At 70.6% G+C, this 23,969-nt stretch carries 22 protein-coding genes; 10 read left to right on the top strand and 12 right to left on the bottom strand.

All coding sequences use genetic code 11. The features are described 5' to 3' along the window. Positions 1 to 74 precede the first annotated feature (74 nt). The 3 genes from ACN20J_RS10860 to ACN20J_RS10870 form a co-directional block, all read right to left on the bottom strand. Positions 75 to 1,046, bottom strand: a complete 972-nt coding sequence (locus ACN20J_RS10860; RefSeq protein ID WP_419665789.1) for an aldo/keto reductase — start codon at positions 1,044 to 1,046, stop codon at positions 75 to 77. 195 nt (positions 1,047 to 1,241) lie between these two features. Continuing rightward, positions 1,242 to 2,675, bottom strand: a complete 1,434-nt coding sequence (argH, locus tag ACN20J_RS10865; protein ID WP_189839944.1) for an argininosuccinate lyase — start codon at positions 2,673 to 2,675, stop codon at positions 1,242 to 1,244. A gap of 110 nt (positions 2,676 to 2,785) precedes the next feature. After that, a complete protein-coding gene (locus ACN20J_RS10870; RefSeq protein ID WP_055613865.1) occupies positions 2,786 to 3,979 on the bottom strand; it encodes an argininosuccinate synthase in 1,194 nt (397 codons plus the stop codon). Between the two features lie 189 nt (positions 3,980 to 4,168). Here ACN20J_RS10870 and ACN20J_RS10875 point away from each other — a divergent pair, with 189 nt between their 5' ends. From ACN20J_RS10875 to ACN20J_RS10900, 6 genes are all read left to right on the top strand, one after another. Next, positions 4,169 to 5,032 (top strand): hypothetical protein, encoded by an 864-nt coding sequence (locus ACN20J_RS10875; RefSeq protein ID WP_419665790.1) that lies wholly within the window; start codon positions 4,169 to 4,171, stop codon positions 5,030 to 5,032. 217 nt (positions 5,033 to 5,249) lie between these two features. Then, positions 5,250 to 5,837, top strand: a complete 588-nt coding sequence (locus ACN20J_RS10880; protein WP_189839946.1) for a pyridoxamine 5'-phosphate oxidase family protein — start codon at positions 5,250 to 5,252, stop codon at positions 5,835 to 5,837. A gap of 2 nt (positions 5,838 to 5,839) precedes the next feature. Beyond that, on the top strand, positions 5,840 to 6,556 hold the full coding sequence (locus ACN20J_RS10885) for a L,D-transpeptidase family protein (RefSeq protein WP_361989505.1): 717 nt from the start codon (positions 5,840 to 5,842) through the stop codon (positions 6,554 to 6,556). Between the two features lie 217 nt (positions 6,557 to 6,773). After that, complete coding sequence (locus tag ACN20J_RS10890) at positions 6,774 to 8,102, top strand: ferric reductase-like transmembrane domain-containing protein (protein ID WP_189840219.1); 1,329 nt, start codon at positions 6,774 to 6,776, stop codon at positions 8,100 to 8,102. Positions 8,103 to 8,121: 19 nt separating this feature from the next. Beyond that, complete coding sequence (locus ACN20J_RS10895; RefSeq protein WP_189839948.1) at positions 8,122 to 8,961, top strand: FMN-binding protein; 840 nt, start codon at positions 8,122 to 8,124, stop codon at positions 8,959 to 8,961. A gap of 79 nt (positions 8,962 to 9,040) precedes the next feature. Next, complete coding sequence (locus ACN20J_RS10900) at positions 9,041 to 9,778, top strand: FAD:protein FMN transferase (RefSeq protein WP_364182216.1); 738 nt, start codon at positions 9,041 to 9,043, stop codon at positions 9,776 to 9,778. Positions 9,779 to 9,974: 196 nt separating this feature from the next. Here ACN20J_RS10900 and ACN20J_RS10905 read toward each other — a convergent pair whose 3' ends face one another. The 5 genes from ACN20J_RS10905 to argC are packed head-to-tail and all read right to left on the bottom strand — an operon-like array spanning position 9,975 to position 14,854. Next, positions 9,975 to 10,511 carry an arginine repressor gene (locus ACN20J_RS10905; protein WP_055613870.1) on the bottom strand — a complete coding sequence of 179 codons (537 nt, stop codon included), beginning with the start codon at positions 10,509 to 10,511 and terminating at the stop codon, positions 9,975 to 9,977. A gap of 17 nt (positions 10,512 to 10,528) precedes the next feature. Then, the gene (locus ACN20J_RS10910) at positions 10,529 to 11,731 is read right to left on the bottom strand and encodes an acetylornithine transaminase (protein ID WP_419665791.1); all 1,203 of its coding nucleotides are present in this window, start codon (positions 11,729 to 11,731) and stop codon (positions 10,529 to 10,531) included. Beyond that, the gene (gene argB / locus ACN20J_RS10915) at positions 11,728 to 12,681 is read right to left on the bottom strand and encodes an acetylglutamate kinase (RefSeq protein ID WP_189839950.1); all 954 of its coding nucleotides are present in this window, start codon (positions 12,679 to 12,681) and stop codon (positions 11,728 to 11,730) included. The genes ACN20J_RS10910 and argB overlap by 4 nt, the downstream gene beginning before the upstream one ends. Beyond that, complete coding sequence (gene argJ, locus ACN20J_RS10920; RefSeq protein ID WP_362299098.1) at positions 12,678 to 13,829, bottom strand: bifunctional glutamate N-acetyltransferase/amino-acid acetyltransferase ArgJ; 1,152 nt, start codon at positions 13,827 to 13,829, stop codon at positions 12,678 to 12,680. Before argJ ends, argB begins: the two co-directional genes overlap by 4 nt. Next, entirely contained in the window at positions 13,826 to 14,854 is a 1,029-nt protein-coding gene (gene argC, locus ACN20J_RS10925; RefSeq protein WP_419665792.1) for an N-acetyl-gamma-glutamyl-phosphate reductase, read from the bottom strand. Before argC ends, argJ begins: the two co-directional genes overlap by 4 nt. Positions 14,855 to 14,982: 128 nt before the next feature. Between argC and ACN20J_RS10930 the strand changes: the two genes are divergently transcribed. Further along, positions 14,983 to 15,735 (top strand): VOC family protein, encoded by a 753-nt coding sequence (locus ACN20J_RS10930; RefSeq protein WP_419665794.1) that lies wholly within the window; start codon positions 14,983 to 14,985, stop codon positions 15,733 to 15,735. Between the two features lie 68 nt (positions 15,736 to 15,803). Here ACN20J_RS10930 and ACN20J_RS10935 read toward each other — a convergent pair whose 3' ends face one another. Further along, positions 15,804 to 16,391, bottom strand: coding sequence for an ABATE domain-containing protein (locus tag ACN20J_RS10935; RefSeq protein ID WP_361891600.1), 588 nt, complete (start codon positions 16,389 to 16,391; stop codon positions 15,804 to 15,806). 89 nt (positions 16,392 to 16,480) lie between these two features. On the opposite strand from ACN20J_RS10935, the gene ACN20J_RS10940 reads away from it, so the two are divergent. Next, positions 16,481 to 17,713, top strand: a complete 1,233-nt coding sequence (locus ACN20J_RS10940; RefSeq protein ID WP_419665795.1) for a cysteine desulfurase — start codon at positions 16,481 to 16,483, stop codon at positions 17,711 to 17,713. A gap of 13 nt (positions 17,714 to 17,726) precedes the next feature. Here the strand turns inward: ACN20J_RS10940 and ACN20J_RS10945 are convergent, their stop codons facing one another. Continuing rightward, positions 17,727 to 20,219, bottom strand: a complete 2,493-nt coding sequence (locus tag ACN20J_RS10945) for an alpha-L-arabinofuranosidase C-terminal domain-containing protein (RefSeq protein WP_419665796.1) — start codon at positions 20,217 to 20,219, stop codon at positions 17,727 to 17,729. A gap of 156 nt (positions 20,220 to 20,375) precedes the next feature. Between ACN20J_RS10945 and ACN20J_RS10950 the strand changes: the two genes are divergently transcribed. Beyond that, on the top strand, positions 20,376 to 20,846 hold the full coding sequence (locus ACN20J_RS10950; protein WP_190229320.1) for a DUF6314 family protein: 471 nt from the start codon (positions 20,376 to 20,378) through the stop codon (positions 20,844 to 20,846). Here ACN20J_RS10950 and ACN20J_RS10955 read toward each other — a convergent pair. After that, the gene (locus ACN20J_RS10955) at positions 20,843 to 21,427 is read right to left on the bottom strand and encodes a histidine phosphatase family protein (RefSeq protein WP_190229321.1); all 585 of its coding nucleotides are present in this window, start codon (positions 21,425 to 21,427) and stop codon (positions 20,843 to 20,845) included. The genes ACN20J_RS10950 and ACN20J_RS10955 overlap by 4 nt on opposite strands. Positions 21,428 to 21,576: 149 nt before the next feature. Then, a complete protein-coding gene (locus tag ACN20J_RS10960; protein WP_419665797.1) occupies positions 21,577 to 23,121 on the bottom strand; it encodes a PLP-dependent aminotransferase family protein in 1,545 nt (514 codons plus the stop codon). On the opposite strand from ACN20J_RS10960, the gene ACN20J_RS10965 reads away from it, so the two are divergent. Next, entirely contained in the window at positions 23,015 to 23,962 is a 948-nt protein-coding gene (locus ACN20J_RS10965; protein ID WP_419665798.1) for a DMT family transporter, read from the top strand. The two genes, ACN20J_RS10960 and ACN20J_RS10965, sit on opposite strands and share 107 nt — an antisense overlap. Positions 23,963 to 23,969 lie beyond the last annotated feature (7 nt).

Here is a 23,969-nt window from a genome sequence, read left to right on the forward strand (position 1 = left end):
GGTTCTTCCGGTTCTTCCAGCTCTTTACGGCTCTTTACGGCTCTTTACGGCCTTACGGCTCTACCCGTGACGGCTCAGTGCCAGGGCAGCTGCCCGCGCCGCTCCCAGTACGCCACCGGCTCCTCGGCCAGCGCGTCGAGCCGGGACTGCTGTTCGTCGTCGAGGTCGACCACGGCGGCGTGCAGGTTCGAGGAGAGCTGGACGGCCGTGGCCGCGCCGGAGAGGACGACGCCCGCCCAGGGCTGCCGCAGGACCAGCGCCAGGGCGACGGCGTCGGAGCCGAGGCCGGCCTCTTCGGCGATGGCGCGTACGGCGTCCGGCGCGTGCGGGTCGGCGAGCCGGCCGTTGGCCATGCCCTCCTTGACGATCACCGTGAGCCCGGCGTCGTGCGCCTCGGCGAGTGCGGGGGCCGCGGAGGTCTCCAGGACGTTGTAGGTGGACTGGACGGTACGGAACAGCGGCTCGCCGTCGACCGTCACGGCGAGCGCGGTAAGGATCGCGTCGGCCTGGGCCGGGCCGCTGGTGGAGAAACCGACGGTCAGGCCCTGCGCCGCAGCCTCGGCCAGCCTGGCGTGCAGTTCCTTGTCGGTGAGGGCCGGGCTGTCCGGGGTCACCGAGTGGATCTGGTAGAGGTCGAGCCGGTCACCGAGCAACTCCCCGCTCTCGGCGCGCTGCCTCTCGTACGTGGCGAGGCTGTGGTCCTTGATCTCGTGCGCCTCGGCGTCGGTGCGCCAGTCGGCCGTATACGTGTAGCCCCACTTGCTGCCGACGACGACGTCCCCGATGTCGGACCGCGTGTTCAGCCAGCCGGCGAGGAACTCCTCCGAACGGCCGTACGAGCGGGCGGCGTCGAAGTAGCGCACGCCCTGGGCGTAGGCGGCGTCGAGGAGTTCGTGTGTGCGGGTGCGCAGCGTCTCGACGCTGCGGTCTTCGCCGAGGTCGTGGTCCCGGCCGAGGTTGATGTAGCCGGGGCGACCGACTGCGGCGAGGCCCAGTCCGATGTGGCAGGTGGGGGTTGTTGCTGTGGCCAGTCGGGCGAAGGGCATCGCGGGCTCCGTTCGGTCGGCTCCAGTACGGCTGTCCGACCAACGTAACCCGCGATGACCTTCGGTGAGGGCAGGGCGCCTGAGAGCTCGGCTCGTTCGGCGCCTTGGCGGGTGCGGGTGCGTTGCGGCTTGTCGCGCCCAGCGGCGGAGCCGCGGATGTCACAGCCCCGCGCCCCCTGAAAGGGCGCGCTTCCCCTACCGCTTGTCCTTCGCCGTCGCCCACTCGTGCTGGGCCGCCACGTTCTGCTTCACCTCGGTCAGCTGGATCGCGACCGCGCTCGGGGCCGTGCCTCCACGGCCGTTGCGGGAGGCCAGGGCGCCCGGGACGTTCAGGACGGACCGGACCTCGGGCGTGAGGTGGGCGGAGATCTTCGCGAACTGCTCGTCGGTGAGGCCGTCGAGCTCGATGCCGTCGGCCTCCGCGGCCTTCACGCACTCCCCCGCGACCTCGTGCGCGACACGGAACGGCACGCCCTGCTTGACGAGCCACTCGGCGATGTCCGTGGCGAGCGAGAACCCGGCCGGGGCCAGCTCCTCCATGCGCTCGCGGTGGACGGTGAGGGTCGCCATCATGCCGGTGAAGGCGGGCAGCAGGACCTCTAGCTGGTCGCAGGAGTCGAAGACCGGCTCCTTGTCCTCCTGGAGGTCGCGGTTGTAGGCGAGGGGCAGGGCCTTGAGCGTCGCCATCAGACCGGTGAGGTTGCCGATCAGCCGGCCGCTCTTGCCGCGCGCCAGCTCCGCGATGTCCGGGTTCTTCTTCTGCGGCATGATCGACGAGCCGGTGGAGAAGGCGTCGTGGAGGGTGACGAAGGAGAACTCCTTCGTGTTCCAGATGATGATCTCCTCGGCGATCCGGGAGAGGTTCACCCCGATCATCGCGGTGATGAAGGCGAACTCGGCGACGAAGTCGCGCGAGGCCGTCCCGTCGATGGAGTTGCCGACACTGCCGTGCTCGAAGCCGAGGTCCTTGGCGACCGACTCCGGGTCGAGGCCGAGGGAGGAACCGGCCAGGGCGCCCGAGCCGTACGGCGACACGGCCGTCCGCTCGTCCCACTGCCGCAGGCGTTCGGCGTCCCGGGACAGGGACTGGGCGTGGGCCAGTACGTGGTGGGCGAACAGTACGGGCTGGGCGTGCTGCAGATGCGTACGACCCGGCATCGCGACGTCCGGGTGCGCCTCGGCGAGCCCGATCAGCGCGTCCTGGAGGTCGGCGATCAGCCCGCCGATGATCCGGGCGTGGTCGCGCAGGTACATCCGGAAGAGCGTGGCGACCTGGTCGTTGCGCGAGCGGCCGGCGCGCAGCTTGCCGCCGAGGTCCGGGCCGAGCTGCTCCAGGAGACCGCGCTCCAGGGCGGTGTGGACGTCCTCGTCGGCGATGGTTCCGACGAAGGAGCCGTCCGCGACGACGGTCTCCAACCGGTCGAGCCCCGCGAGCATGCGCTCCAGCTCGTCGTCGGTGAGGAGGTTCGCCTTGTGCAGCACGCGTGCGTGGGCACGCGATCCGGCGATGTCGTACGGCGCCAGCCGCCAGTCGAAGTGGACGGACGCGGACAGCTTGGCCAGGGCCTCGGCGGGCCCGTCGGCGAACCGCCCGCCCCAGAGCCGTACATCACCGCTGTTGCTGCTCACTTGCTGTACTCCTCAAGACAGTTAAGTACGGGACGCGCCCCGTAGGGGCACGAAGAACTGCGCGGCCTGCCCACGACAACCCGCAGGTTACGCACCGGCCCGCGGATCCCCTACGCCAAATCCCTCTTCGCCGCGATCTTCGAAGACAGCGCGAAGATGTCGATGAAACCCTGCGCCTTGGACTGGTCGAACGTATCGCCCGAGTCGTAGGTCGCGAGGTTGAAGTCGTACAGCGACTCCTCGGACTTCCGGCCGGTGACGACGGCACGGCCGCCGTGCAGGGTCATCCGGATGTCGCCGGAGACATGCTGGTTGGCCTCGTTGATGAAGCCGTCCAGGGCGCGCTTGAGCGGGGAGAACCACAGGCCGTCGTAGACGAGCTCGCCCCAGCGCTGCTCGACCTGCCGCTTGTAGCGGGCGAGTTCACGCTCGACGGTGACGTTCTCCAGCTCCTGGTGAGCCGTGATCAGCGCGATCGCGCCGGGAGCCTCGTACACCTCGCGGGACTTGATGCCCACGAGCCGGTCCTCGACCATGTCGATCCGGCCGATGCCCTGGGCGCCCGCACGGGCGTTGAGCTGCTGGATGGCCTGGAGGACACTGACGGGCCTGCCGTCGATGGCGACCGGGACGCCCGCCTTGAAGGTGACGACGACCTCGTCGGGCTCGCGCGGCAGCGCCGGGTTCTGCGTGTACTCGTAGACGTCCTCGATCGGGGCGTTCCAGATGTCCTCCAGGAAGCCCGTCTCCACGGCGCGTCCGAAGACGTTCTGGTCGATGGAGTACGGGGACTTCTTGGTGGTGGCGATCGGGAGGCCCTTCTCCTCGCAGAAGGCGATCGCCTTGTCCCTGGTCATCGCGTAGTCGCGGACCGGGGCGATGCACTTGAGGTCCGGGCCGAGGGCCTGGATGCCGGCCTCGAACCGCACCTGGTCGTTGCCCTTGCCGGTGCAGCCGTGGGCGACGATGCCCGCGCCGTGCTTGTGGGCGGCGGCGACGAGGTGCTTGACGATCGTCGGCCGGGAGAGGGCGGAGACCAGCGGGTAGCGGTCCATGTAGAGGGCGTTGGCCTTGATCGCCGGGAGGCAGTACTCCTCGGCGAACTCGTCCTTCGCGTCCGCGACCTCGGCCTCGACGGCGCCGCACGCGAGGGCGCGCTTGCGGATGACGTCCAGGTCCTCGCCGCCCTGGCCGACGTCGACCGCAACGGCGATGACCTCGGCGCCCGTCTCCTCGGCGATCCAGCCGATGGCGACGGAGGTGTCCAGACCGCCTGAGTAGGCGAGTACGACGCGCTCGGTCACGGGCTTCTCCTCACAATGCATTCACTGACATGCATGAGTATGCAGTGCTCTGCATGGTTCGTCAATCTCGGGGTGTGCCGGAAAGAATTTTCGGCGCCGTTTGAACGCTGGAAACCGCTTTCCCGTACTTCAGCCCGAACGCCGGCGCCGCGTTTGTAAACCCACTCCTGACCCAAGTGAGGCACTCGCATGTCCAGGGCTCTCCCGAAGTACAACAAGCGCCGTGTGGCCATCATCGGCGGCGTGGCCGCGGTGGCGTTGTCCGGAGCGGTCATCGCCGGATCGGCCTTGGCCGGGGAAACGTCCAAGAGCACCAACACCCAGGCCGCCAGAACAAAGGCGTCCCCCGGCACGGTGAACTGCCCCGCGGTCGCGCCGAGCCTCCCCGCGATCCCCGCCTCCGCGAAGGCCGAGGTCGACCGCAACCTGGCTCTGCTCGACACCCAGATCGCCGAGGCCAACAAGCGTCTCGTCGACACCGTGGGCCAGGGCGGCGCGAACTTCGCCCAGAACGCGATCATCGGCCCGCTCAAGGACAAGCGCGTAGCGACCATCAACCGCATCGCCACCGCCATCGGCCGCACCGCCGCCAAGCCCACCGGCCTCGACTCCCTGGCCCCCTGCACGCTGAACGCGGGCGGAGCGGCCGGAGGCGGTGCCGCGGCGTCGCCGAGCGCGTCCCCCACCCAGCAGGCGGGCGGCAACACCGGGAACACGGGCAATACCGGGAACACTGGGAACACCGGCAACACGAACGCGGCCGGCACGGTGAACTGCCCCGCGGTCGCGCCGAGCCTCCCCGCGATCCCCGCCTCCGCCAAGGCCGAGGTCGACCGCAACCTGGCTCTGCTCGACACCCAGATCGCCGAGGCCAACAAGCGCCTCGTCGACACCGTGGGCCAGGGCGGCCCCAACTTCGCCCAGAACGCCATCGTCGGCCCCCTCAAGGACAAGCGCGTAGCGACCATCAACCGCATCGCCACCGCCATCGGCCGCACCGCCGCCAAGCCCCAGGGCCTCGACTCCCTCGCCGCCTGCACGCTCAACAAGTAACCACCGGCAACGAGCAACACCGATTCACCGACGCCCCCCCACGGGCGCCCCGCACGCCGGCCGGGGCGACTCCGGGGCCCGTAGGCCGCAAGGCCCGCGGGCCCCGGGGATCTCCGGACGCCACCCGGAGACCAGGCACCTCTCCCCCACACCCCCCACACGCGGATGGGCGCAATTCCTTAGACAGCCGAAGGAGTTGCGCCCATAATCGTTAGACATGGGAAAGACTTATGAGCGCATAGACGGCCGCCTGCGTACGTTCATCGAGGCGCAGCCCATCTTCTTCACCGCGACCGCGCCCCTGTCGGGCGACGGCACGGTCAACCTCTCGCCCAAGGGCCTCACCGGTTCGTTCGCGGTTCTCGACGAACTCACCGTCGCCTATCTGGACTTCGCGGGCAGCAACGCCGAGACGATCGCCCACCTCCGCGAGAACGGCCGGATCACCCTGATGTGGTGCGCCTTCCAGGGCCCGCCGAACATCGTCCGCGTACACGGCCGTGGCGAGCCGGTCTTCCGCGACGACCCGCGCTTCAAGGAACTCCTCACGCACTTCCCGGGCATCGACCCGACACCGCACGGCCTGCGCGCGGTCATCGTGGTGACGGCCGAACTCGTCCGGGACACCTGCGGCTACGCGGTGCCCAACATGTCGTACGACGAGGACCGCGATCTGCACGCCAAGCGCTTCGCGCGCGAGGACGACGTCTCGCTGAACGCGTACTTCGAGAAGAAGGAGCACGTGGAGACCAGCCTGGATGGCCTACCCGGGCTGCCGCTGCCCCTGCCTCCCAGTAGCGTCTGAGCATGCGCCCAGGAGCCGCCCTTCTCGCGTCCGTGTCCCTCTTCGTACTGGCCCCAAGTGCCCCCGGTACGGCCGCTGACGCCGAGGGTCCGCCGCCGCTGCCCGAGCGGATGGCGGACACGGGCGGCGGCAGCCAGCTCATCACCGCGCAGGCCTCCCGGACCTCCTCGACGACCGGCACGGTCACCTGGTGGAACCGGCGGGACGGTCACTGGGTGAAGGCCGGTTCCGTGCCCGCGCGCTTCGGCGCCAAGGGGCTCGTCGAGGGCGACTCCCGCAAGCAGGGCACCGACACCACCCCCACCGGCCTGTACGACCTGCCGTACGCCTTCGGGATCAAGCCGGCGCCCGAGGGGACGAGGGCGGAGTACCGCCCGGTGAAGCAGGACTCCTGGTGGTGCCAGGACACCGCCTCCCGCTCCTACAACCGCTGGACCGAGCCACGCCCCGCCGACTGCCGTGCCGCCGAGTCCGAGCACCTGATCACGTACCGGACGCAGTACGCGTACGCGCTCGTCGTCGGCTTCAACTACGAGCGGCCGGTGCGGGGGCGCGGCGCGGGGATCTTCCTGCACGTCAACGGGCGTGGCGCGACGGCCGGTTGTGTCTCCGTGTCCCACGACGCGATGCGACGCATCCTGACCTGGGCCGATCCGGCGCGCAGCCCGCACATCGCCATCGGGACGGACGACGGGCCCACCTCGATCGTCCGCTACTGACCGGGGCCTCCGACTTCGGGCGGCCGTCCGCCGAGGAGACCCGCGTCACCTCGGGTTACCGCGAGTCGCACCAGTTCACGGCTTGCTCCGGGGGCCGTTGAACACTCCGCCGTCCCGGGACGTACCACTGGGCCAAGGGGCCACTCCCCTTCCCAGCGTCCCCCACGGAGGAACCGTGAGCACGATCGCCGGCGGCCGCGCGGCGCGGCGCCAGACGATGCGCCGCATTCGCCCACGTCGCTCCCCCGCCATCCCGTTGCTGATCGCCGTGTGGGCGGGCGCGGCGGGTGTGATCTGGCTGTGGTGGAGCAACACCCCGTCCATCGCGGACGACAAGGGCCGGATCCTGAACGCGGGCCGGATCACCGGTCTGCTGGCCGGGTATCTGATGGCTCTCGTGGTGCTGCAGATGGCCCGGGTGCCGGCGCTGGAACGCCGGGTCGGCTCCGACCGGGTAGCCCGCTGGCACGCCATGAGCGGCCGTTACATGCTCTGCCTCACGCTCGCCCACATCGGTCTGACGATGTACGGCTACGCCCTCCAGGCGAACACGGGGGTCGTCGAGCAGACCATCGAGTCGGTCAAGACCCTGCCCGACATGGGCAAGGCGGCCATCGGCACCGGCGTGCTGCTGTTCATCGGCCTGATCTCCGTCGGCGGACTGCGCAAGCGGATCCCGTACGACACCTGGTACCACATCCACCTGCTCACGTACGTCGCCGTGTACCTGTCGTTCTGGCACCAGCTGTCCACCGGCAACGACTTCGCGGTCGAGCCGGCCGCCACGACGGCCTGGTACGCGCTGTACGGGACCGTGACCGCGCTGGTGCTCTGGTACCGGGTGATCACGCCGGTCCGGCTGAACCTGCGGCACCGGATGCGGGTCGAGGAGGTCGTCGAGGAGGCGCCCGGCATCGTCTCCGTGCTGATCAGCGGGAAGCGGCTGCACCGCATCGGTGCCGAGCCCGGGCAGTTCTTCCGCTGGCGGTTCCTGGCACCGGGCATGCGGCTCAGCTCGCACCCGTACTCGCTGTCGGCGGCGCCCAGGCCCGGTCTGCTCAGGATCACGGTCAAGGCGCTCGGCGACCACAGCACCGCGCTGAAGGGGCTGAAGCGGGGCACGCGGGTGTGGGCCGAGGGCCCGTACGGAGCGATGACCGCGTCCCGGCGCAGCCGCGGCAAGGTGCTGCTGATGGCCGGCGGCGTGGGGATCACCCCGATGCGGGCGCTGTTCGAGACGCTGCCCGCCGAGCGCGGCGACCTCACCCTGCTGTACCGGGCCAACAGCACGCAGGACCTGGCGCTGTGGGACGAGCTGTCCGCGATCGCCGACGAGCGCGGGGCCCGCCTGATGTACGCCGTGAACAGCCCCGACGGAGAGCGCCCGGACATCAACCCGGAGACCCTGCGCCGCAAGCTGCCCGACATCGACGAGCACGACGTGTTCCTGTGCGGGCCTCCCGGCTTCGCCGAGGGCGCGTACACCGCACTGCGCGGCGCGGGCGTGCCGGCCCGCCGCATCCACCACGAGTCCTTCGAGCTGTGACGAACGGGAGTCCGCACCGATGAAGAAGAGCCACCCCCTGCGACGAATCGTGCTGGCCGGTGCCGCCACGGTGTCCGGGATCGTGCTGCTGCTGACGCTGAAGCCCTCCTCGGACCCGGCGGCCGCGTCGGCCGAGGGCACGCCACAAGGTCAGCAGTCGGTCGCGCCCCAGGGCTCCGGCGGCGTGCAGGCCGCGGGCGGAGGTGACCAGACCCTCACCGGTGACGTCGTCAAGACCGAGTACGGCAATGTCCAGGTCCGGATCACCGTGAGCGGCGGGAAGATCACTTCGGCCGCCGCCGTGCAGGCCCCCACCGGCGGGCGCAGTACCGAGGTCAGCACCAACGCGGTGCCCAAGCTCAACCAGGCGGCGACCGCGGCGGGCAGTGCCGACATCGACGCGGTCTCGGGTGCCACCTACACGAGCGGCGGGTACAAGAAGTCCCTGCAGTCGGCCCTCGACAAGGCCGGCTCGTCCTCGGCGACCGGCGGCGGCTCGGGCGGTACCACTGGCGGCGGCTCGGCCGACGCGAGCGGGTCCACGGGCGGATCCACTGGTGGGTCCACCGGTGGGGGTGCCGCTCAGGCGAAGACCCTCACGGGCACGGTCGTCGAGACCGACTACGGCCCCGTGCAGGTCCGGATCACCGTCGCCGGCGGGAAGGTCACCAAGGCCGAGGCGGTGCAGTCGCCCAGCGGTGGCCGCAGCAGCCAGATCAGCGGGGACGCGGTGCCCAAGCTCAACCAGGCCGCGGTCGCGGCGGGCAGTGCCGACATCGACGCCGTGTCCGGTGCCACGTACACCAGTGGCGGCTACAAGAAGTCCCTGCAGTCGGCCCTGGACCAGGCCGGTGGCTGAACCGACCGAGCCGGCCGAACTGGCCGATCCCGCCGAACCCGCCGAGGCGCCCCTCGCGGTGCGTCACGCGGAGGAGGTGATGGGCACGGTCTTCTCCTTCGACGTACGGGGTGGTGAACCCGAGGCCGTACAGGCCGCGTTGGCGGAGGCCGTGGCCCAACTCCACGCAGTGGACAAGGTGTTCAGCACCTACCGCGAGGACAGCCAGATCTCCCGGCTGGCTCGCGGCGAACTGACCGTCGACCGGTGCGACCCCGAGGTCGCCGAGGTGCTCGAACTGTGCGCCGAGGCCGAGCGGTTGAGCGACGGCTGGTTCAGTACGAGATACGCGGGTCTCATCGACCCGACCGGCATGGTGAAGGGCTGGGCCGTCGAGCGCGTGGCCCGGCATCTCGTCGCGGCCGGGGCGAGTGGCGTCAGCGTGAACGGCGGCGGTGACGTGCAGATGTACGGCGTGCCGGGGCCGCACCGGCCCTGGCGGGTCGGCGTCTCCGACCCGCTGCGGCCCGGCGGCTTGGCCGCCGTGGTCTCCGCGGCCGGCGTCGACGAACTGGCCGTCGCCACCTCCGGATCCGCCGAACGCGGCACCCACATCGTGGACCCACGCACCGGCCGCTCCGCGGTCACCGACCTGGTAGCCGTAACGGTGGTCGGCCCCCGCATCACCTGGGCCGACGCCTGGGCCACAGCCGCCTTCGCCATGGGCTCCCGCCAGGCCCTCACCTGGCTGGAGTCCCTCCCGGACGTAGAAGCCCTCCTCATCACAGCAGGCGACGAGGTCAGATGCACGGGGGGCTTGGCCAACCGGCTGGGCTGAGCGGGAGCCATCTTTCAGGCGGGCGGGCAGCCGGGGGTTTCAGGCGCGCGGCTGGCTGGGGCTCTTAGGCGCACGGCCGACTGGGGTTTTTAAGCGCACGACCAGCTGGCGTTTTTGGGGCGCGGTCACCTGGGGCTTTTAGGGGCGCGGGGAACTGCGCACCCAGCCACAGCCCACCCGCACCCGCCACGCAACCTCAATGATGGTTCTGAGCCAACCGCAGCAAGTGGTCCGCCAACGCCTGCCCACCCGTGGGGTTCCGGCTGATCAGCAGCAACGTGTCGTCCCCGGCGATCGTCCCGAGGATGTCGTGCAGCTCGGCCTGGTCGATCGCCGAGGCGAGGAACTGCGCAGCCCCCGGAGGAGTCCGCAGAACCACGAGGTTCGCCGAGGCCTCCGCGGAGATCAACAGCTCCGAGGACAGCCTCCGCATCCGCTCCTCCTTCGCCGACTCCCCCAGCGGCGCGCGAGGCGTACGGAAACCCCCCTCGCTGGGCACCGCGTAGATGAGGTCGCCGTCGTTGTTGCGGATCTTCACCGCGTTCAGCTCGTCCAGGTCCCGGGAGAGCGTCGCCTGAGTGACGTTCAGCCCGTCGTCGGCGAGAAGCTTCGCCAACTGGCTCTGGGAGCGCACCGGTTGCCGGTTGAGGATGTCCACGATCCGGCGGTGGCGTGCGGTGCGGGTCTGCGGGACCGCGGGCCCCGCGTGCTCGTGGTCCTGCGCCTGACTCATCGTCGTCGTCCCATTCCTCAGGATGCTCCGTCCACGTCGGCGTCTCGGGCCTGGTCGAGGACGCCGGGCAGGGCCCGCAGGAACACGTCCACCTCGTCGTCGCTCACGTTCAGCGGCGGCATCAGCCGTACGACATCGGGGGCGGGCGCGTTCACCAGGAGACCGGCGTCCTGAGCCGTCTGTTGCACACGGGGCGCGAGCGGCTCGGTGAGCACGATACCCAGGAGGAGGCCCGCTCCCCGGACATGGTCGATCAGCGGGTGGCCGAGCGTCTCGATTCCGTCCCGCAGCTTCTCGCTCGTCCGCTTCACGTTCTCCAGCAGCCCCTCCGCCTCGACCGTGTCGAGGACGGCGAGTCCGGCGGCGCAGGCGACCGGGTTGCCGCCGAAGGTCGTGCCGTGGTGGCCGGGCTTCAGCAGCTGCGCGGCCCGCCCGAAGGCGACGGTCGCGCCGAGCGGAAGCCCGCCGCCGAGCCCCTTGGCGAGCGTGACGATGTCCGGCAAGACACCCTCGTGGGCCTGGTACTCGAACCAGTGCCCCGTCCGGCCGACACCCGTCTGCACCTCGTCGAGGACGAGGAGCGTGCCGGTGGCGGCGGTGATGGCACGGGCCGCCTTGAGATAGCCGGGCGGCGGTACGACCACGCCGTTCTCGCCCTGGACCGGCTCGATGACGACCAGCGCGGTGTCCTCGGTGACGGCGGCGGCGAGCGCCTGCGGATCCCCGTACGGCACATGTGTGACGTCGCCCGGCAGCGGCAGGAACGGTTCCCGCTTCCCCGGCTGGCCGGTCAGCGCGAGCGCGCCCATGGTCCGGCCGTGGAAACCGCCGTCCGTTGCGACCATGTGCCCGCGGCCCGTGAGCCGGCCGATCTTGAAGGCGCCCTCGTTGGCCTCTGCCCCCGAGTTGCAGAAGTAGACCCGGCCGTCCCGCCCGAAGAGCTGGAGCAGCCGTTCGGCGAGCGCGACGGGCGGCTCGGCGACGAAGAGGTTGGAGACATGGCCGAGGGAGGCGATCTGCCGGCTGACGGCCTCGACGATCGCCGGGTGGGCGTGGCCGAGCGCGTTGACCGCGATCCCGCCGACGAAGTCCAGGTACTCCTTGCCGTCGGCGTCCCACAGCTTGGTGCCCGCACCGCGGACGAGGGGCAGCCGCGGGGTGCCGTAGTTGTCCATCAGCGCGCCCTGCCATCGCTGGGTGAGCTGTTCGTTGGCGGTCATACGGCTTCCCCCTCATGCCTGTTCGGCTCTTGCGCCTGCGGCTCTCGCCCGTGCGGCTCCTGCGCGTCCGGCACGACCATCGTGCCGATGCCCTCGTCGGTGAAGATCTCCAGCAGGATCGAGTGCTGGACCCGGCCGTCGATCACCCGGGCGGTGTTCACGCCGTTGCGGACGGCGTGCAGACAGCCCTCCATCTTCGGCACCATGCCGCTGGCCAGTTCGGGCAGCAGCTTCTCCAGCTCCCTCGCGGTGAGCCGGCTGATGACCTCGTCGGAGTTCGGCCAGTCCTCGTAGAGTCCCTCGACGTCCGTGAGGACCATCAGTGTTTCGGCGCCCAGCGCCGCAGCGAGTGCCGCAGCCGCCGTATCAGCATTGACGTTGTAGACATGTCCGTCGTCCTGGCTACGGGCGATCGACGAGACGACCGGGATCCGGCCGTCGGCGAGCAGTGCCTCGATCGCGCCCGTGTCGATCGCGGTGATCTCGCCCACCCGCCCGATGTCGACCAACTCCCCGTCGATCTCGGGCTGGTGCTTGGTGGCTGTGATGGTGTGCGCGTCCTCGCCGGTCAACCCCACGGCCAGCGGCCCGTGTTGGTTGAGCAGCCCGACGAGCTCGCGCTGGACCTGTCCGGCGAGCACCATGCGTACGACGTCCATGGCGTCCTCGGTGGTGACCCTGAGGCCTGCCTTGAACTCGCTGACGATGCCGTGCCGGTCCAGGGCCGCGCTGATCTGCGGGCCCCCGCCGTGCACGACGACGGGCTTGAGCCCGGCCTGGCGCAGGAACACGACGTCCTGTGCGAACGCGGCCTTCAGGTCATCGTCGATCATGGCGTTGCCGCCGAACTTGATGACGACCGTCTTACCGTTGTGCCGTGTCAGCCAGGGCAGCGCCTCGATGAGGATCTGCGCCTTGGGCAGCGCGGTGTGCTTGCGGGTGGTGCTCATGAGGAGTACGCGCTGTTCTCGTGGACGTAGTCGGCGGTGAGGTCGTTGGTCCAGATCGTGGCGGTCTGAGCGCCCGCGGCGAGGTCGGCGACGATGTGGACCTCGCGGTAGCGCATGTCGACCTTGTCGCGGTCCTCGCCGACGCCGCCGTTCTTGCAGACCCACACGCCGTTGATGGCGACGTTCAACTGGTCCGGCTCGAAGGCGGCTTGAGTCGTGCCGATGGCCGACAGTACGCGGCCCCAGTTGGGGTCCTCGCCGTGGATCGCGCACTTGAGGAGGTTGTTGCGGGCGATGGAGCGGCCCACCTCCACGGCGTCGTCCTCGCTCGCCGCGTTGACCACCTCGACCTTGATGTCCTTGCTCGCGCCCTCGGCGTCCCGGATGAGCTGCTGACCGAGGTCGTCACAGACCTTCCGTACGGCCTCGGCGAACTCCGCCTCGTCCGGGGTGACTTGGGAGGCGCCGGAGGCGAGCAGCAGCACGGTGTCGTTGGTCGACATGCAGCCGTCGGAGTCGACCCGGTCGAAGGTCGTACGGGTGGCGGCGCGCAGGGCCCTGTCCAGTACGTCGCCCTCGACGTCGGCGTCCGTGGTGAGGACGACCAGCATCGTGGCGAGGCCGGGGGCGAGCATGCCCGCGCCCTTGGCCATGCCGCCGACGGTCCAGCCGTCGCCGGTGACCACGGAGGTCTTGTGGACGGAGTCGGTGGTCTTGATGGCGATGGCGGCCTTCTCGCCGCCGTGCTCGGAGAGTTGAGCGGCGGCCTGCTCAACTCCCGGCAGGAGCTTGTCCATCGGGAGCAGCAGGCCGATGAGCCCGGTCGACGCGACGGCGACCTCGCCGGCGTTCTGCCCGAGGACCTCGGCCACCTTCTCGGCCGTCGCGTGCGTGTCCTGGAAGCCCTTGGGACCCGTACAGGCGTTGGCACCACCGGAGTTGAGGACCACGGCGGAGACCAGTCCGCCCTTCAGCACCTGCTCGGACCAGAGCACCGGCGCGGCCTTCACGCGGTTGGAGGTGAAGACGCCCGCCGCGGCGAGTTTGGGCCCGTTGTTGACCACGAGGGCGAGGTCCGGGTTGCCGTTCTCCTTGATTCCGGCGGCGATGCCGGAGGCGGTGAACCCCTTGGCAGCGGTGACGCTCACGGTGCGACTCCGATCGTGGAAAGACTAGTCTCCTCGGCGAGCCCGAGGGCGATGTTCATGCTCTGGACGGCACCGCCCGCGGTGCCCTTGGTGAGGTTGTCGATGGCGCTGATCGCGATGATCCGGTGCGCGGCCGCGTCGAACGCGACCTGCACCTGAACGGCGTTGGAACCGTAGACGGACGCGGTCGCGGGCCACTGGCCCTCGGGCAGCAGGTGCACGAACGGTTCGTCGGCGTAGGCCTTCTCGTACGCGGCCCGTACGGACTCGGCGGTGACGCCCTCGCGGGCCTTCGCCGTGCAGGTGGCGAGGATGCCGCGGGGCATCGGCGCGAGGGTCGGAGTGAAGGAGACGGTGACGGGCTCGCCGGCTGCCGCGCCGAGGTTCTGGATCATCTCGGGGGTGTGCCGGTGGACGCCGCCGACGCCGTACGGGGACATGGACCCCATGACCTCGCTGCCCAGCAGATGAGCCTTGGGCGCCTTGCCCGCCCCGGAGGTCCCGGAGGCGGCGACGATCACGGCCTCTGGCTCGGCGAGACCAGCGCCGTATGCCGGGAAGAGCGCCAGCGAGGCGGCCGTCGGGTAGCAACCGGGCACCGCGATGCGCTTGGACCCCTCCAGCGCAGCGCGGGCACCCGGCAGTTCGGGGAGGCCGTAGGGCCAGGTCCCGGCGTGCTCCGAGCCGTAGAACCGCTCCCAGTCGGCCGCGTCCTTCAGCCGGAAGTCGGCCCCCATGTCGACGACCAGTACGTCAGGCCCGAGTTTCTCGGCGACGGCGGCGGACTGGCCGTGGGGCAACGCGAGAAAGACGACATCGTGCCCCGCGAGGACCTCGGGTGTGGTCTCCTGAAGCACGTGGTCGGCGAGCGGCAGCAGATGCGGTTGCAGCGCACCGAGCCGTTGCCCCGCGTTGGAGTTTCCGGTCAGAGCGCCGATCTCGATCTCGGGGTGCGCCAGGAGCAGACGCAGCAGTTCCCCGCCCGCGTACCCACTCGCTCCGGCCACTGCCGCACGTACCGCCATGGAACCCTCCTCTTGGATGGCATGACTATACGTTTCGCTGCACGTTTATGCAATCTCAGGAGCGTGGCGCCGGACAGGGGCCGCCACCTGCGGATGTCGTCGCGGAGTGGATGCATAGGATCGTCGGCATGGCGCTGCGACCTGTTCAGGTGAACATCAAGGCACTCGACGGCTCGGCGGTCGGCCGGTTCTGGGCGGAGGCGCTCGGCTGGAGCGTCTTCAGCCCCGGCGTGACCACCTACGTCGGACCCGACGATGGCCCCGACGGCAAACTCGTCTGGCCGCACCCGGTCGCCGTCTGTATCGACGTCGTTCCCGTACCGGAGCCCAAGACGGCGACGAAAAACCGTACGCATCTCGATCTCGCCACCACCTCCGCGGCCCATCAGACGGAGCTGATCACGCGCCTGAGGGCTCTCGGTGCGACGCCTGTCGACGTGGGTCAGCGAGACGTGCCGTGGACGGTTCTCGCCGACCCCGAGGGCAACGAGTTCTGCGTGCTGGAGCCCCGGGAGATCTACCGGGACACCGGGCCGATCGCCGCGGTGGTCGTCGACTGCGTGGATCCGCGGGCCATGGGCCGGTTCTGGGGCGAGGCGATGGACTGGACGGTGCACGAGGTGACCGACGATCACGCGTCGTTGCGCTCCGCCAAGAGTGGCGGCCCGTATCTCGAGTTTCTCCGCACGCCCGACGTGAAGACCGTGCCGGACCGCATTCATCTCGACCTGCTGCCGTACCCCGGTGACGACAAAGAGGCGGAAGTGGACCGGCTGCGGGCCCTCGGCGCCGCCGACCTCGACCTCGGCCAGGGCGACGTCCCATGGACGTGCCTGACCGACCCGGAGGGCCACGAGTTCTGCGTCCTCGCCCTGCCCTGACGCGGAGCCCTGGCGACACCCCGGCACCCGGCACCCCAGCACGCATAAGCCCCCGCCCCTGCCCCCCGTCACCGCCCCTTCCGCGCCGCGTACGCCCTCGCGGCCCGTACCCGGTTGCCGCACTTCGTCGTGCACCAGCGGCGGGCCCCGTGGGAGCGCAGGAACCAGCGGGCACAGCCCTGGGCGGCGCATTCCGTGAGCTGCTCGGCCTCGGCGCCGGTGAGGAGCTCCGTGGCGTCCTCGGCGAGGAGGGAGAGCGCGGCCGCGGCCGGGTTGCCGGTGTCGGGCTCGTCGGCGCGGTGCGGCCCGTCGGACGTCCAGGCGAGCCGTGGGGTCGAAGGGGCCGCCCCCAGAGCGGAGTTGAGGGTGTCGAGGCTCTCCCCGGGCGGTACGGCGCCGGCGGCTCGCGCCTCGAACAGGGCGCGCGACGCCTCCCGCAGCCCGAGGAGTCTGCCCGCCTGCCGCCCGTTCAGCGCCACCCGGTCCGGCAGCAGCTCGTGCCGTACGAGCCACAGGTGCGCGGCCTCGGTGCCGTCGAGCAGGTCGACCGGGCCGTGACTCAGCGCAAAACGCGTGTTGACCAGGGCGAGCGAGACGAACCGCTCCTCGCCGGGGACCTGTAGGTGGTGCAGGTAGTGAGGGGCCTCGTGATCCACGGCCTCATGTTAACGCTTGCGATTCTCCGTGAGAATGCCTAGCGTTCCTCACGCTGAACGACCCAAGAAACCGTGAGAGGTGAATCGCCGTGGCCCTCGATGTGGACGCGCTCCGCAAGGACTTTCCGATCCTCGGACGGACGGTGGACAGCGGTGCCCGGCTCGTCTACCTCGACTCCGGGGCCACCACGCAGAAACCGCTCCAGGTCCTGGACGCCGAACGGGACTTCTACCTCCGGCACAACGCCGCCGTGCACCGCGGCGCCCACCAGCTGGCCGGCGAGGCGACGGAGGCGTACGAGAGCGCGCGGCGCACGATCGCGGACTTCGTCGGTGCCGACGAGGACGAGGTCGTGTTCACCAAGAACGCCACGGAGGGCATCAACCTCGTCGCGTACGGGCTGGGCAACGCACACCGGCTCGGCCCGGGCGACCGGATCGTGGTCACGGAGATGGAGCACCACGCGAACCTCGTCCCCTGGCAGCAGCTCGCGGAGCGCACCGGCGCGACCCTGGACTGGTTCGGGCTCACGGACGAGGGCCGCCTCGATCTGTCCCGTATCGACGAACTCCTCGACGAGCGGACGAAGGTCGTCGCCCTCACCCATCAGTCGAACGTCCTCGGCACTCTCAATCCGGTACGGCTGATCGCCGACCGCGCGCACGCCGTCGGGGCGCTGGTGGTGGTCGACGGCGCCCAGTCCGTGCCCCATCGCCCCGTGGATGTAAGGGAGTTGGGAGCCGACTTCCTCGCCTTCTCCGGGCACAAGATGCTCGGCCCGAACGGTGTCGGCGTGCTGTGGGGCCGACGCGAACTCCTCGCGGATCTCCCGCCGTTCCTCACCGGCGGCTCGATGATCGAGGTCGTCGAGATGGACCGTGCGACGTTCCTGCCGCCACCCCAGCGGTTCGAGGCGGGCGTCCCGATGGCCCCGCAGGCGGTCGGACTGGCCGCGGCCGTCGACTACTTGAGGGCTCTCGGCATGGACGAGGTCGCCGCACACGAGGACGTCCTCACCGCGCGGGCCCTTCAACTCCTCCAGGAGATCCCGGGCGTGCGCGTCATCGGCCCGCGCGGCATCGAAGAGCGCGGCTCGGCGGTCTCCTTCGCCGTCGACGGCATCCATCCGCATGATGTCGGCCAGGTCCTCGACGACCGCGGCGTCGCGGTCCGCACGGGCCACCACTGCGCCCGCCCCATCGTCCGCCGCTACGGCGTCCCGGCCACCACCCGGGCGACCTTCTACGTCTACAACACCCTTGAGGAAGTGGAGCAGTTGGCGGAGGGAGTACGGGCGGCCCAGGCGTACTTCGGCACCTGAGCCGCCCGCCGGTTCACCCCTTCCTGATCCGCAGGAAGGTGACCGAGTTCGCCGGGAAGGTGTACGTGAACCTGTCGGCCACTCCGGAGAACGTGGACGTGACCGGTGCGACGGGCGCCTCCGTCTCGGTGTTCACGGCGTCGGGCGCGGCGGCCAGTGTGGTCACCGCGGCCTTCGGGCGGACCTTCGCGCCACCGAGGTCGATCGCCGTACGGGCGTCCGCCGCCTGGGCGTTGACCACCTTGACGATCAGGTCACCGGTCCTCTTGTCCTTGGTGACCACCTGCCGGAACGGCTCGGCCGGCTTGTCGTCGGTGAAGCTGCCCCACTCCTTGCCGTCGAGGAGGAGGGTCACCTGCCGGCCGCGCACCTTGATGTCGATGTCGTAGGCGCGGCCCGTCTCGATGGACCCGGCCTTGGAGACGAGCGTCGACTTGCCGCCGTCCACGGCCTGTTCGACGGCGGACTGGGTGTTGTTCCAGCCGCCCAGGTTCCACCAGTAGTAGTTCCCGGTGTCCTTGACGCCGAAGGCGACGAGGAAGCCCTCCTTGCCGGACTTCTTGGTGGCCTTCACATGCACGTCGTAGTCGTGCCAGGCCGGGTCGCCCGCGGAGACCATGGTGTTCTCGGCCGCCACGTCGCTCTGCACGTACTGCCCGTCCTGGACGCTCCAACTGCCGCCGCCCGTGGGGGTCCACTTGGAGGCGTCACCGGAGAAGTCGTCGCTGAGCAGCGCCGAACCGTCCGCGCCGGTCACCTTCACATCGTCGTACGCGGCGGTCGTCGCCCACGTCGACAGGCCGACCGCGCCCGTGATGGGCCCGCTCAGCGAGGGTGTGCCGGTGGCGGTCGAGGGCACGACCCGGTCGCCGACGTTGCGCATGAAGAGCTTCTGGACCTCGTAGTTGGCCGAGTTCCAGGACGCGTGGTTGTTGAACCAGATCAGGTCGGGCCGCCACTGCACGTAGTCCTCGTTGGCGAGCAGCGGGGCGTACGAGGCGAGCTTCACGATGTCCGCGTTGCGTTCGAGGCCGGTCATGAACGCGGCTTCGGAGAGGGCGTTCTTGAAGGTGTTGCCCTGCGAGGCGTACTCGCCGAGGAAGACCTTGGGCCCCTTCCTGTCGTACGAGTCGTAGCGGTCGTTGTTCTGGAGGAACCACTGCGGGCTGTTGTAGTAGTGCTCGTCGACCATGTCGACGTTCGCTTCCCGGTTGAGCTTCCAGGCCGTGTCGAAGGTCGAACCGCTGTCGTCCGGGCCGGAGTTGGAGACGACGGTGATGTCCGGGTACTTCGCCTCGATGGCCGCGCGGAACTTCTTGAAGCGCTCGAAGTACTCGTTCGGCAGGTTCTCCTCGTTGCCGACCGCGAGATGCGTGAGGTGGAAGGGCTTCGGGTGGCCCGCCTTCGCCCGCTTCCTGCCCCACTCGCTGGTCACGGGACCGTTGGCGTACTCGATGAGGTCCAGGGTGTCCTGGATGTGCCGCTGGAGGAGCGCCTCGTCGTCGACGGCCCTGTTCTGGCCGCAGCCGGTGACGAGCGCGGGCACCACGGGCAGCGGCATCGCTCCGATGTCCTCGGAGAACTGGAAGTACTCGTGGTAGCCGAGCCCGTAACTCTGGTTGTAGCCCCAGAAGTTGGCGTTCGTCGGGCGCTGCTCGACGGGTCCGACGGTGTCCTTCCACTGGTACGAGCGCTTGCGCTCCCAGTTGGAGGCCTCGCTGTAGTCCTGCATGGAACCCGTGTTGACGAGGCAGCCGCCCGGGAAGCGGACGAAGGCGGGGTCCAAGGCGGCGATCTTCTGGGCGAGGTCCTTGCGCAGACCGTGGTCCTTGTACGTGTCGCGCGGGATGAGCGAGATCATGTCGAGCGCGACCGGGCTGCCGGTGGCCACGGTGAGCCGGCCGGTGGCGCTGGTGCGGGTCGCGGTGAAGCGTGCCGTGTACTTCGCCCAGCCGCCGCGGGCGGTCACGCGCCTGGCCTCGGCGAGTTCACCGTCGGCGTCCTGGAGGGTGACCGTGAGAGCCGATCTCTCCTCCGCACGAGCCCACACCGAAAAGTCGTAGACCTTGCCCTTCTCGACCGAAATACCGGTGTTGTAGCCGGAATTGGTGACGGACGAGCCGCCGTCCAGGGCGAGGTACGTGCGGTTGCGGGCATTCAGTCGGCCGTCGTCGTCCGCGGTCTTCGCGGTGCCGGTGGTCGACCAGGAGGTGAGCGGCGTGTACGAGCGGTTGTCGGCCGTCGAGTACTCGAAGGACCGGTTCTGCACGAGCTCCGCGTACAGGCCGCCGTCCGCGGCCCGGTTGATGTCCTCGAAGAAGACGCCGTACATCGTGTCGTCGATCTTCGCGCCCGCGGTCCTCGGGTCGACGGTGATCGCGTAGTCGGTGGTGTCCTCGGCGGTGACGTCCTCGGCGGCGTTCACCGGGGCCGGGACGAGGAAGGACGCGGCCAGCAGTGCGGTGGCCGTGAGGGAGAGTCTCCAGCGGGTGCGGGTGCGTGACATGGATCCTCCGCGGCTCTAGAGGGGGTCAGCAAGCGAGGTCAGCAAACAGAGTTCGTTCGAGATATCGGACGCTGATCAATACTTCGAACGGCAAGATAGGTAGAGGGCAGGAGCACGTCAATGGATTGCGCAGGAGAGGCCGGGGAGGCGGAGGGGATGTCCGAATACTGGCCGGTGACCGATGTGTTGGCGTATCTGGCGGGCAGTTGGCACGTGGAGCGTTCCGTGCGGGATCTCGCGAGCGGGGCCCGGGGCTCGTTCAGCGGGGTGACGGTGTTCGAGCCGCTCGACGACGAGAAGGGGCTGCTCCACCACGAGTCCGGCACCTTCGTGTGGCAGGACGTGGCCCGCCCCGCCGAGCGCACCCTGCGGTTCCTGGCGGACGGCGACGGAGCCGGCCGGGCCGACGTACGGTTCGCCGACGGCCGTCCCTTCCACGACCTGGACCTGACCTCCGGGCACCACGTCACCGACCATCCGTGCGCGGCGGACCTCTACCGGGGCGAGTTCACCGTCCAGGACGCGGACCACTGGCGGACGGTGTGGCGGGTGGGCGGCCCCGCCAAGGACCTGCTCCTCACGACGGACTACACGCGGGACTCGGAGCAAGGGCCCGGGCAGGACTAGAGACGTTCGGACTGCGCCTCGAAGCGGAGGTTCCAGCGCCCGGCCCGCCCGGTGAGCGTGGCCGTCGACAAGGGGCGGACGTCGAGGTTCCAGTACGCCGACGGGTGCGCCTTCAGGGAGTAGACGAGCGCGGCCCGTACGACGGCGGGCTCGGCCACCGCGACGATGCGTCCCCCGTCGTCGGCAGGGCGGGTGTCGAGCCAGCTGCCCACCCGCTGGATGAACTCCACCAGCGATTCCCCGCCGTGCGCCGCGGAGTACGGGTCGGCGAGCCAGGCGTCCACGGCCTCGGGTTCGCGGGCCATCGCCTCGCCGAGGGTCAGCCCGCGCCAGCGCCCCATGTCGCAGTCCCGCAGGGCCGGCTGGGCCAGCGGCGCGAGGCCCAGCGCGTCACCGGTGGCCCGGCTGCGCGGAGTCGGCGAGCAGTACCGCAGCTCGGCCACCGCCAGCGGCACCAGCATGTGCGCGACGCGTTGCACCTCGCCCCAGCCGGCCTGGTCCAGCGGCCGGTCGTCGTCGAAACGCTCGGCGAGCAGCGAGGAACTGCGGGCGGCGGCGACCAGCGTGACCCGAACATGCATGCGGCGATCGTGGAGTGCGGGACTCCGCAGGTCAAGAGGTGATCCGCAGCGCTTACGGAATGCTCACGCACGGTGGATCACCGAAGACCCGGCGCCATCGGATCGCCGGGCCTGAGCCGGGTCCGAGGCGGGCTTGAGCCGGGCCCGGCTCAGGCCCGGAGCACCTCGTCACAGGCCGCCCGCAGTCTCCGTACGCCCTCTGCGATCTCCGCCGTCCCTGCCACCGCCGCGAAGCTCAGCCGGAGGTGGGCGGCCGGGGGTTCGGCGCTGAAGTAGGGGCGGCCCGGGGTGACGGCGACGCCCGAGCGGAGCGCGGCGGTGAACAGGGCCTGTTCCTCCGTGCCGTCGGGGAGGCGGAGCCACAGGTGGTAGCCGCCGGACGGGATGTGCGGCAGGGCGAGTTCGGGGAGGTTCAGACGGAGTGCGGCGGTCATCGTGTCGCGGCGGTTCCTCAGCTCGGTCGACACGGCACGCAGATGCCGTGGCCAGGCGGGCGAGCCGACGAGTTCGAGGGCCGCCTCCTGGAGCGGGCGCGGCACGAAGAAGGTGTCGACGACCTGGATCGCCCGCAGCCGTTCCAGTACGGGGCCGCGCGCGGCCAGCGCGCTCACGCGGAAGCTCGGCGAGGTCGCCTTGGTGAGGGAGCAGACGTGCACGACGACCCCGTCGGGGTCCTCCGAGGCCAGCGGACGCGGCAGCGGCCCCGAGTCCTCGTGCACGAGTCGGCGTACGAAGTCGTCCTCGATGACGAACGCGCCCGCGTCGCGTGCGATCCGCAGGACCTCGCCGCGCCGCTCGGGGGCGAGCACCGCGCCGGTCGGGTTCTGGAAGAGCGGCTGGCAGACGAAGACGCGGGCGCCGGTCGCCCTCAGCGCGTCGGCCAGCAGCGCCGGTTTCACACCGTCCCGGTCCACGGGCACCGGCACGGGCCTGAGGCCGGCGGCGCGGGCGATCGCCAGCATGCCGGGGTAGGTGGGCGACTCGACGAGGACCGGGGCGCCGGGCGGGGCGAGCGCCCGCAGTGCGGTGGTCAGCCCGGACTGGCCGCCCGCCGTGATGAGCACCTCGGCGGCGGTGACGGCACCTCCGATGCCCCGCGCGAACCACTCGCGCAGCTCCGGGAGCCCGTCCACGGGCGGACGCCCCCAGGCGCCGGGGCGGCGGCCGGCCCGGGACAGGGCGGCGGCCATCGCCCGCTCCGGCTGGAGCGAGGGGTGCAGATAGCCGCCGTTGAACTCGACGACTCCCGGCGGCGGGGCGGCGAGCGTGGCGACCACCGCTGAGGCGTCGACCGTGCGCGGTACGAGTTCGGCGGCGGAGTCGGCGCTCAGCGCGACCTCCTGCCAGGAGGTGTCCCCCACGGTCGGCCCGGCATCGCGCGGCGCGGCCCGGAACGCGCCGGCTCCGGGCCGGGTGACCACCAGCCCCTCGGCGGCCAGCTGGGCCAGCGCCCGGGACACGGTCACGGGGCTCACCCGGAACCGCTCGACGAGGGCCCGGCTCGACGGCAGCTTTCCACCTGGAGAGTAGCGGTTCAGCTCACTCTTCAGCTGATTCGCCAGATCACCGACACTGCTACGCTCTTGCATGAGAGCACAGGATAGCGCTACTGCGCAGACCGCGATAGCGGTGCCCGTCGCCCCCGGATCCGATCGGCCCGCCACGGGCCGGGGCTCCGCCGCGAGGGCCGGCACTCTCCAGGCCGCCCTCGGCGTCACCGCGTTCTCCCTCACCTTCCCGGCCACCGCCTGGGGTCTCGAGGGGTTCGGCCCCTGGTCACTCGTCGCCGTACGGACCGTCCTGGCGGCCGTCATCGCGGGCGGCTGCCTGCTCGCCCTGCGGGTGCCGTTCCCCGGCCGCCGTCACTGGGTGGGCCTGGCCGTCGTCGCCGCCGGAGTCGTGCTCGGCTTCCCGCTGCTGACGACCCTCGCCCTGCAGACGTCGACCACAGCACACGCCGCGGTCGTCGTCGGGCTGCTCCCCCTCACGACGGCCCTGTTCTCGGCCCTGCGCGTCGGCACCCGCCCCTCGCGCACCTTCTGGGTCGCGGCGTCCGCGGGCGCGGCCGTGGTGATCGCGTTCACCGTGCAGCAGAGCGGCGGCGCGCTGACCAGCGCGGACGCCTATCTCTTCGCGGCGCTGCTGGTCTGCGCGGCGGGATACACGGAGGGCGGCCGGCTGGCCCGCGTGATGCCGGGCTGGCAGGTCATCGGCTGGGCCCTGGTCCTGTGCCTGCCGGTGACGGTGCCCGTCGCCGCGATCGCGCTGTCGTACGAGCCCGTACAGCTGACCGCGCACAGCGTGACCGGGCTGCTGTGGGTCGCGGCGGGCTCCCAGTTCGTCGGCCTGGTCGTCTGGTACCGCGGCATGGCGGCGATCGGCATCCCGAAGGCCAGCCAGTTGCAGTTGGCCCAGCCGCTGCTCACACTGGTGTGGTCGGTACTGCTCCTGGGCGAGCACCTGACACCCGCCGCACCGCTGACGGCCGCGGCCGTACTCGTCTGCATCGCCGTCACCCAACGGGCCCGGGGTTGACCGGCCC

Source organism: Streptomyces sp. 2-1 (assembly GCF_048564895.1).
GTDB lineage: Bacteria > Actinomycetota > Actinomycetes > Streptomycetales > Streptomycetaceae > Streptomyces > Streptomyces phaeochromogenes.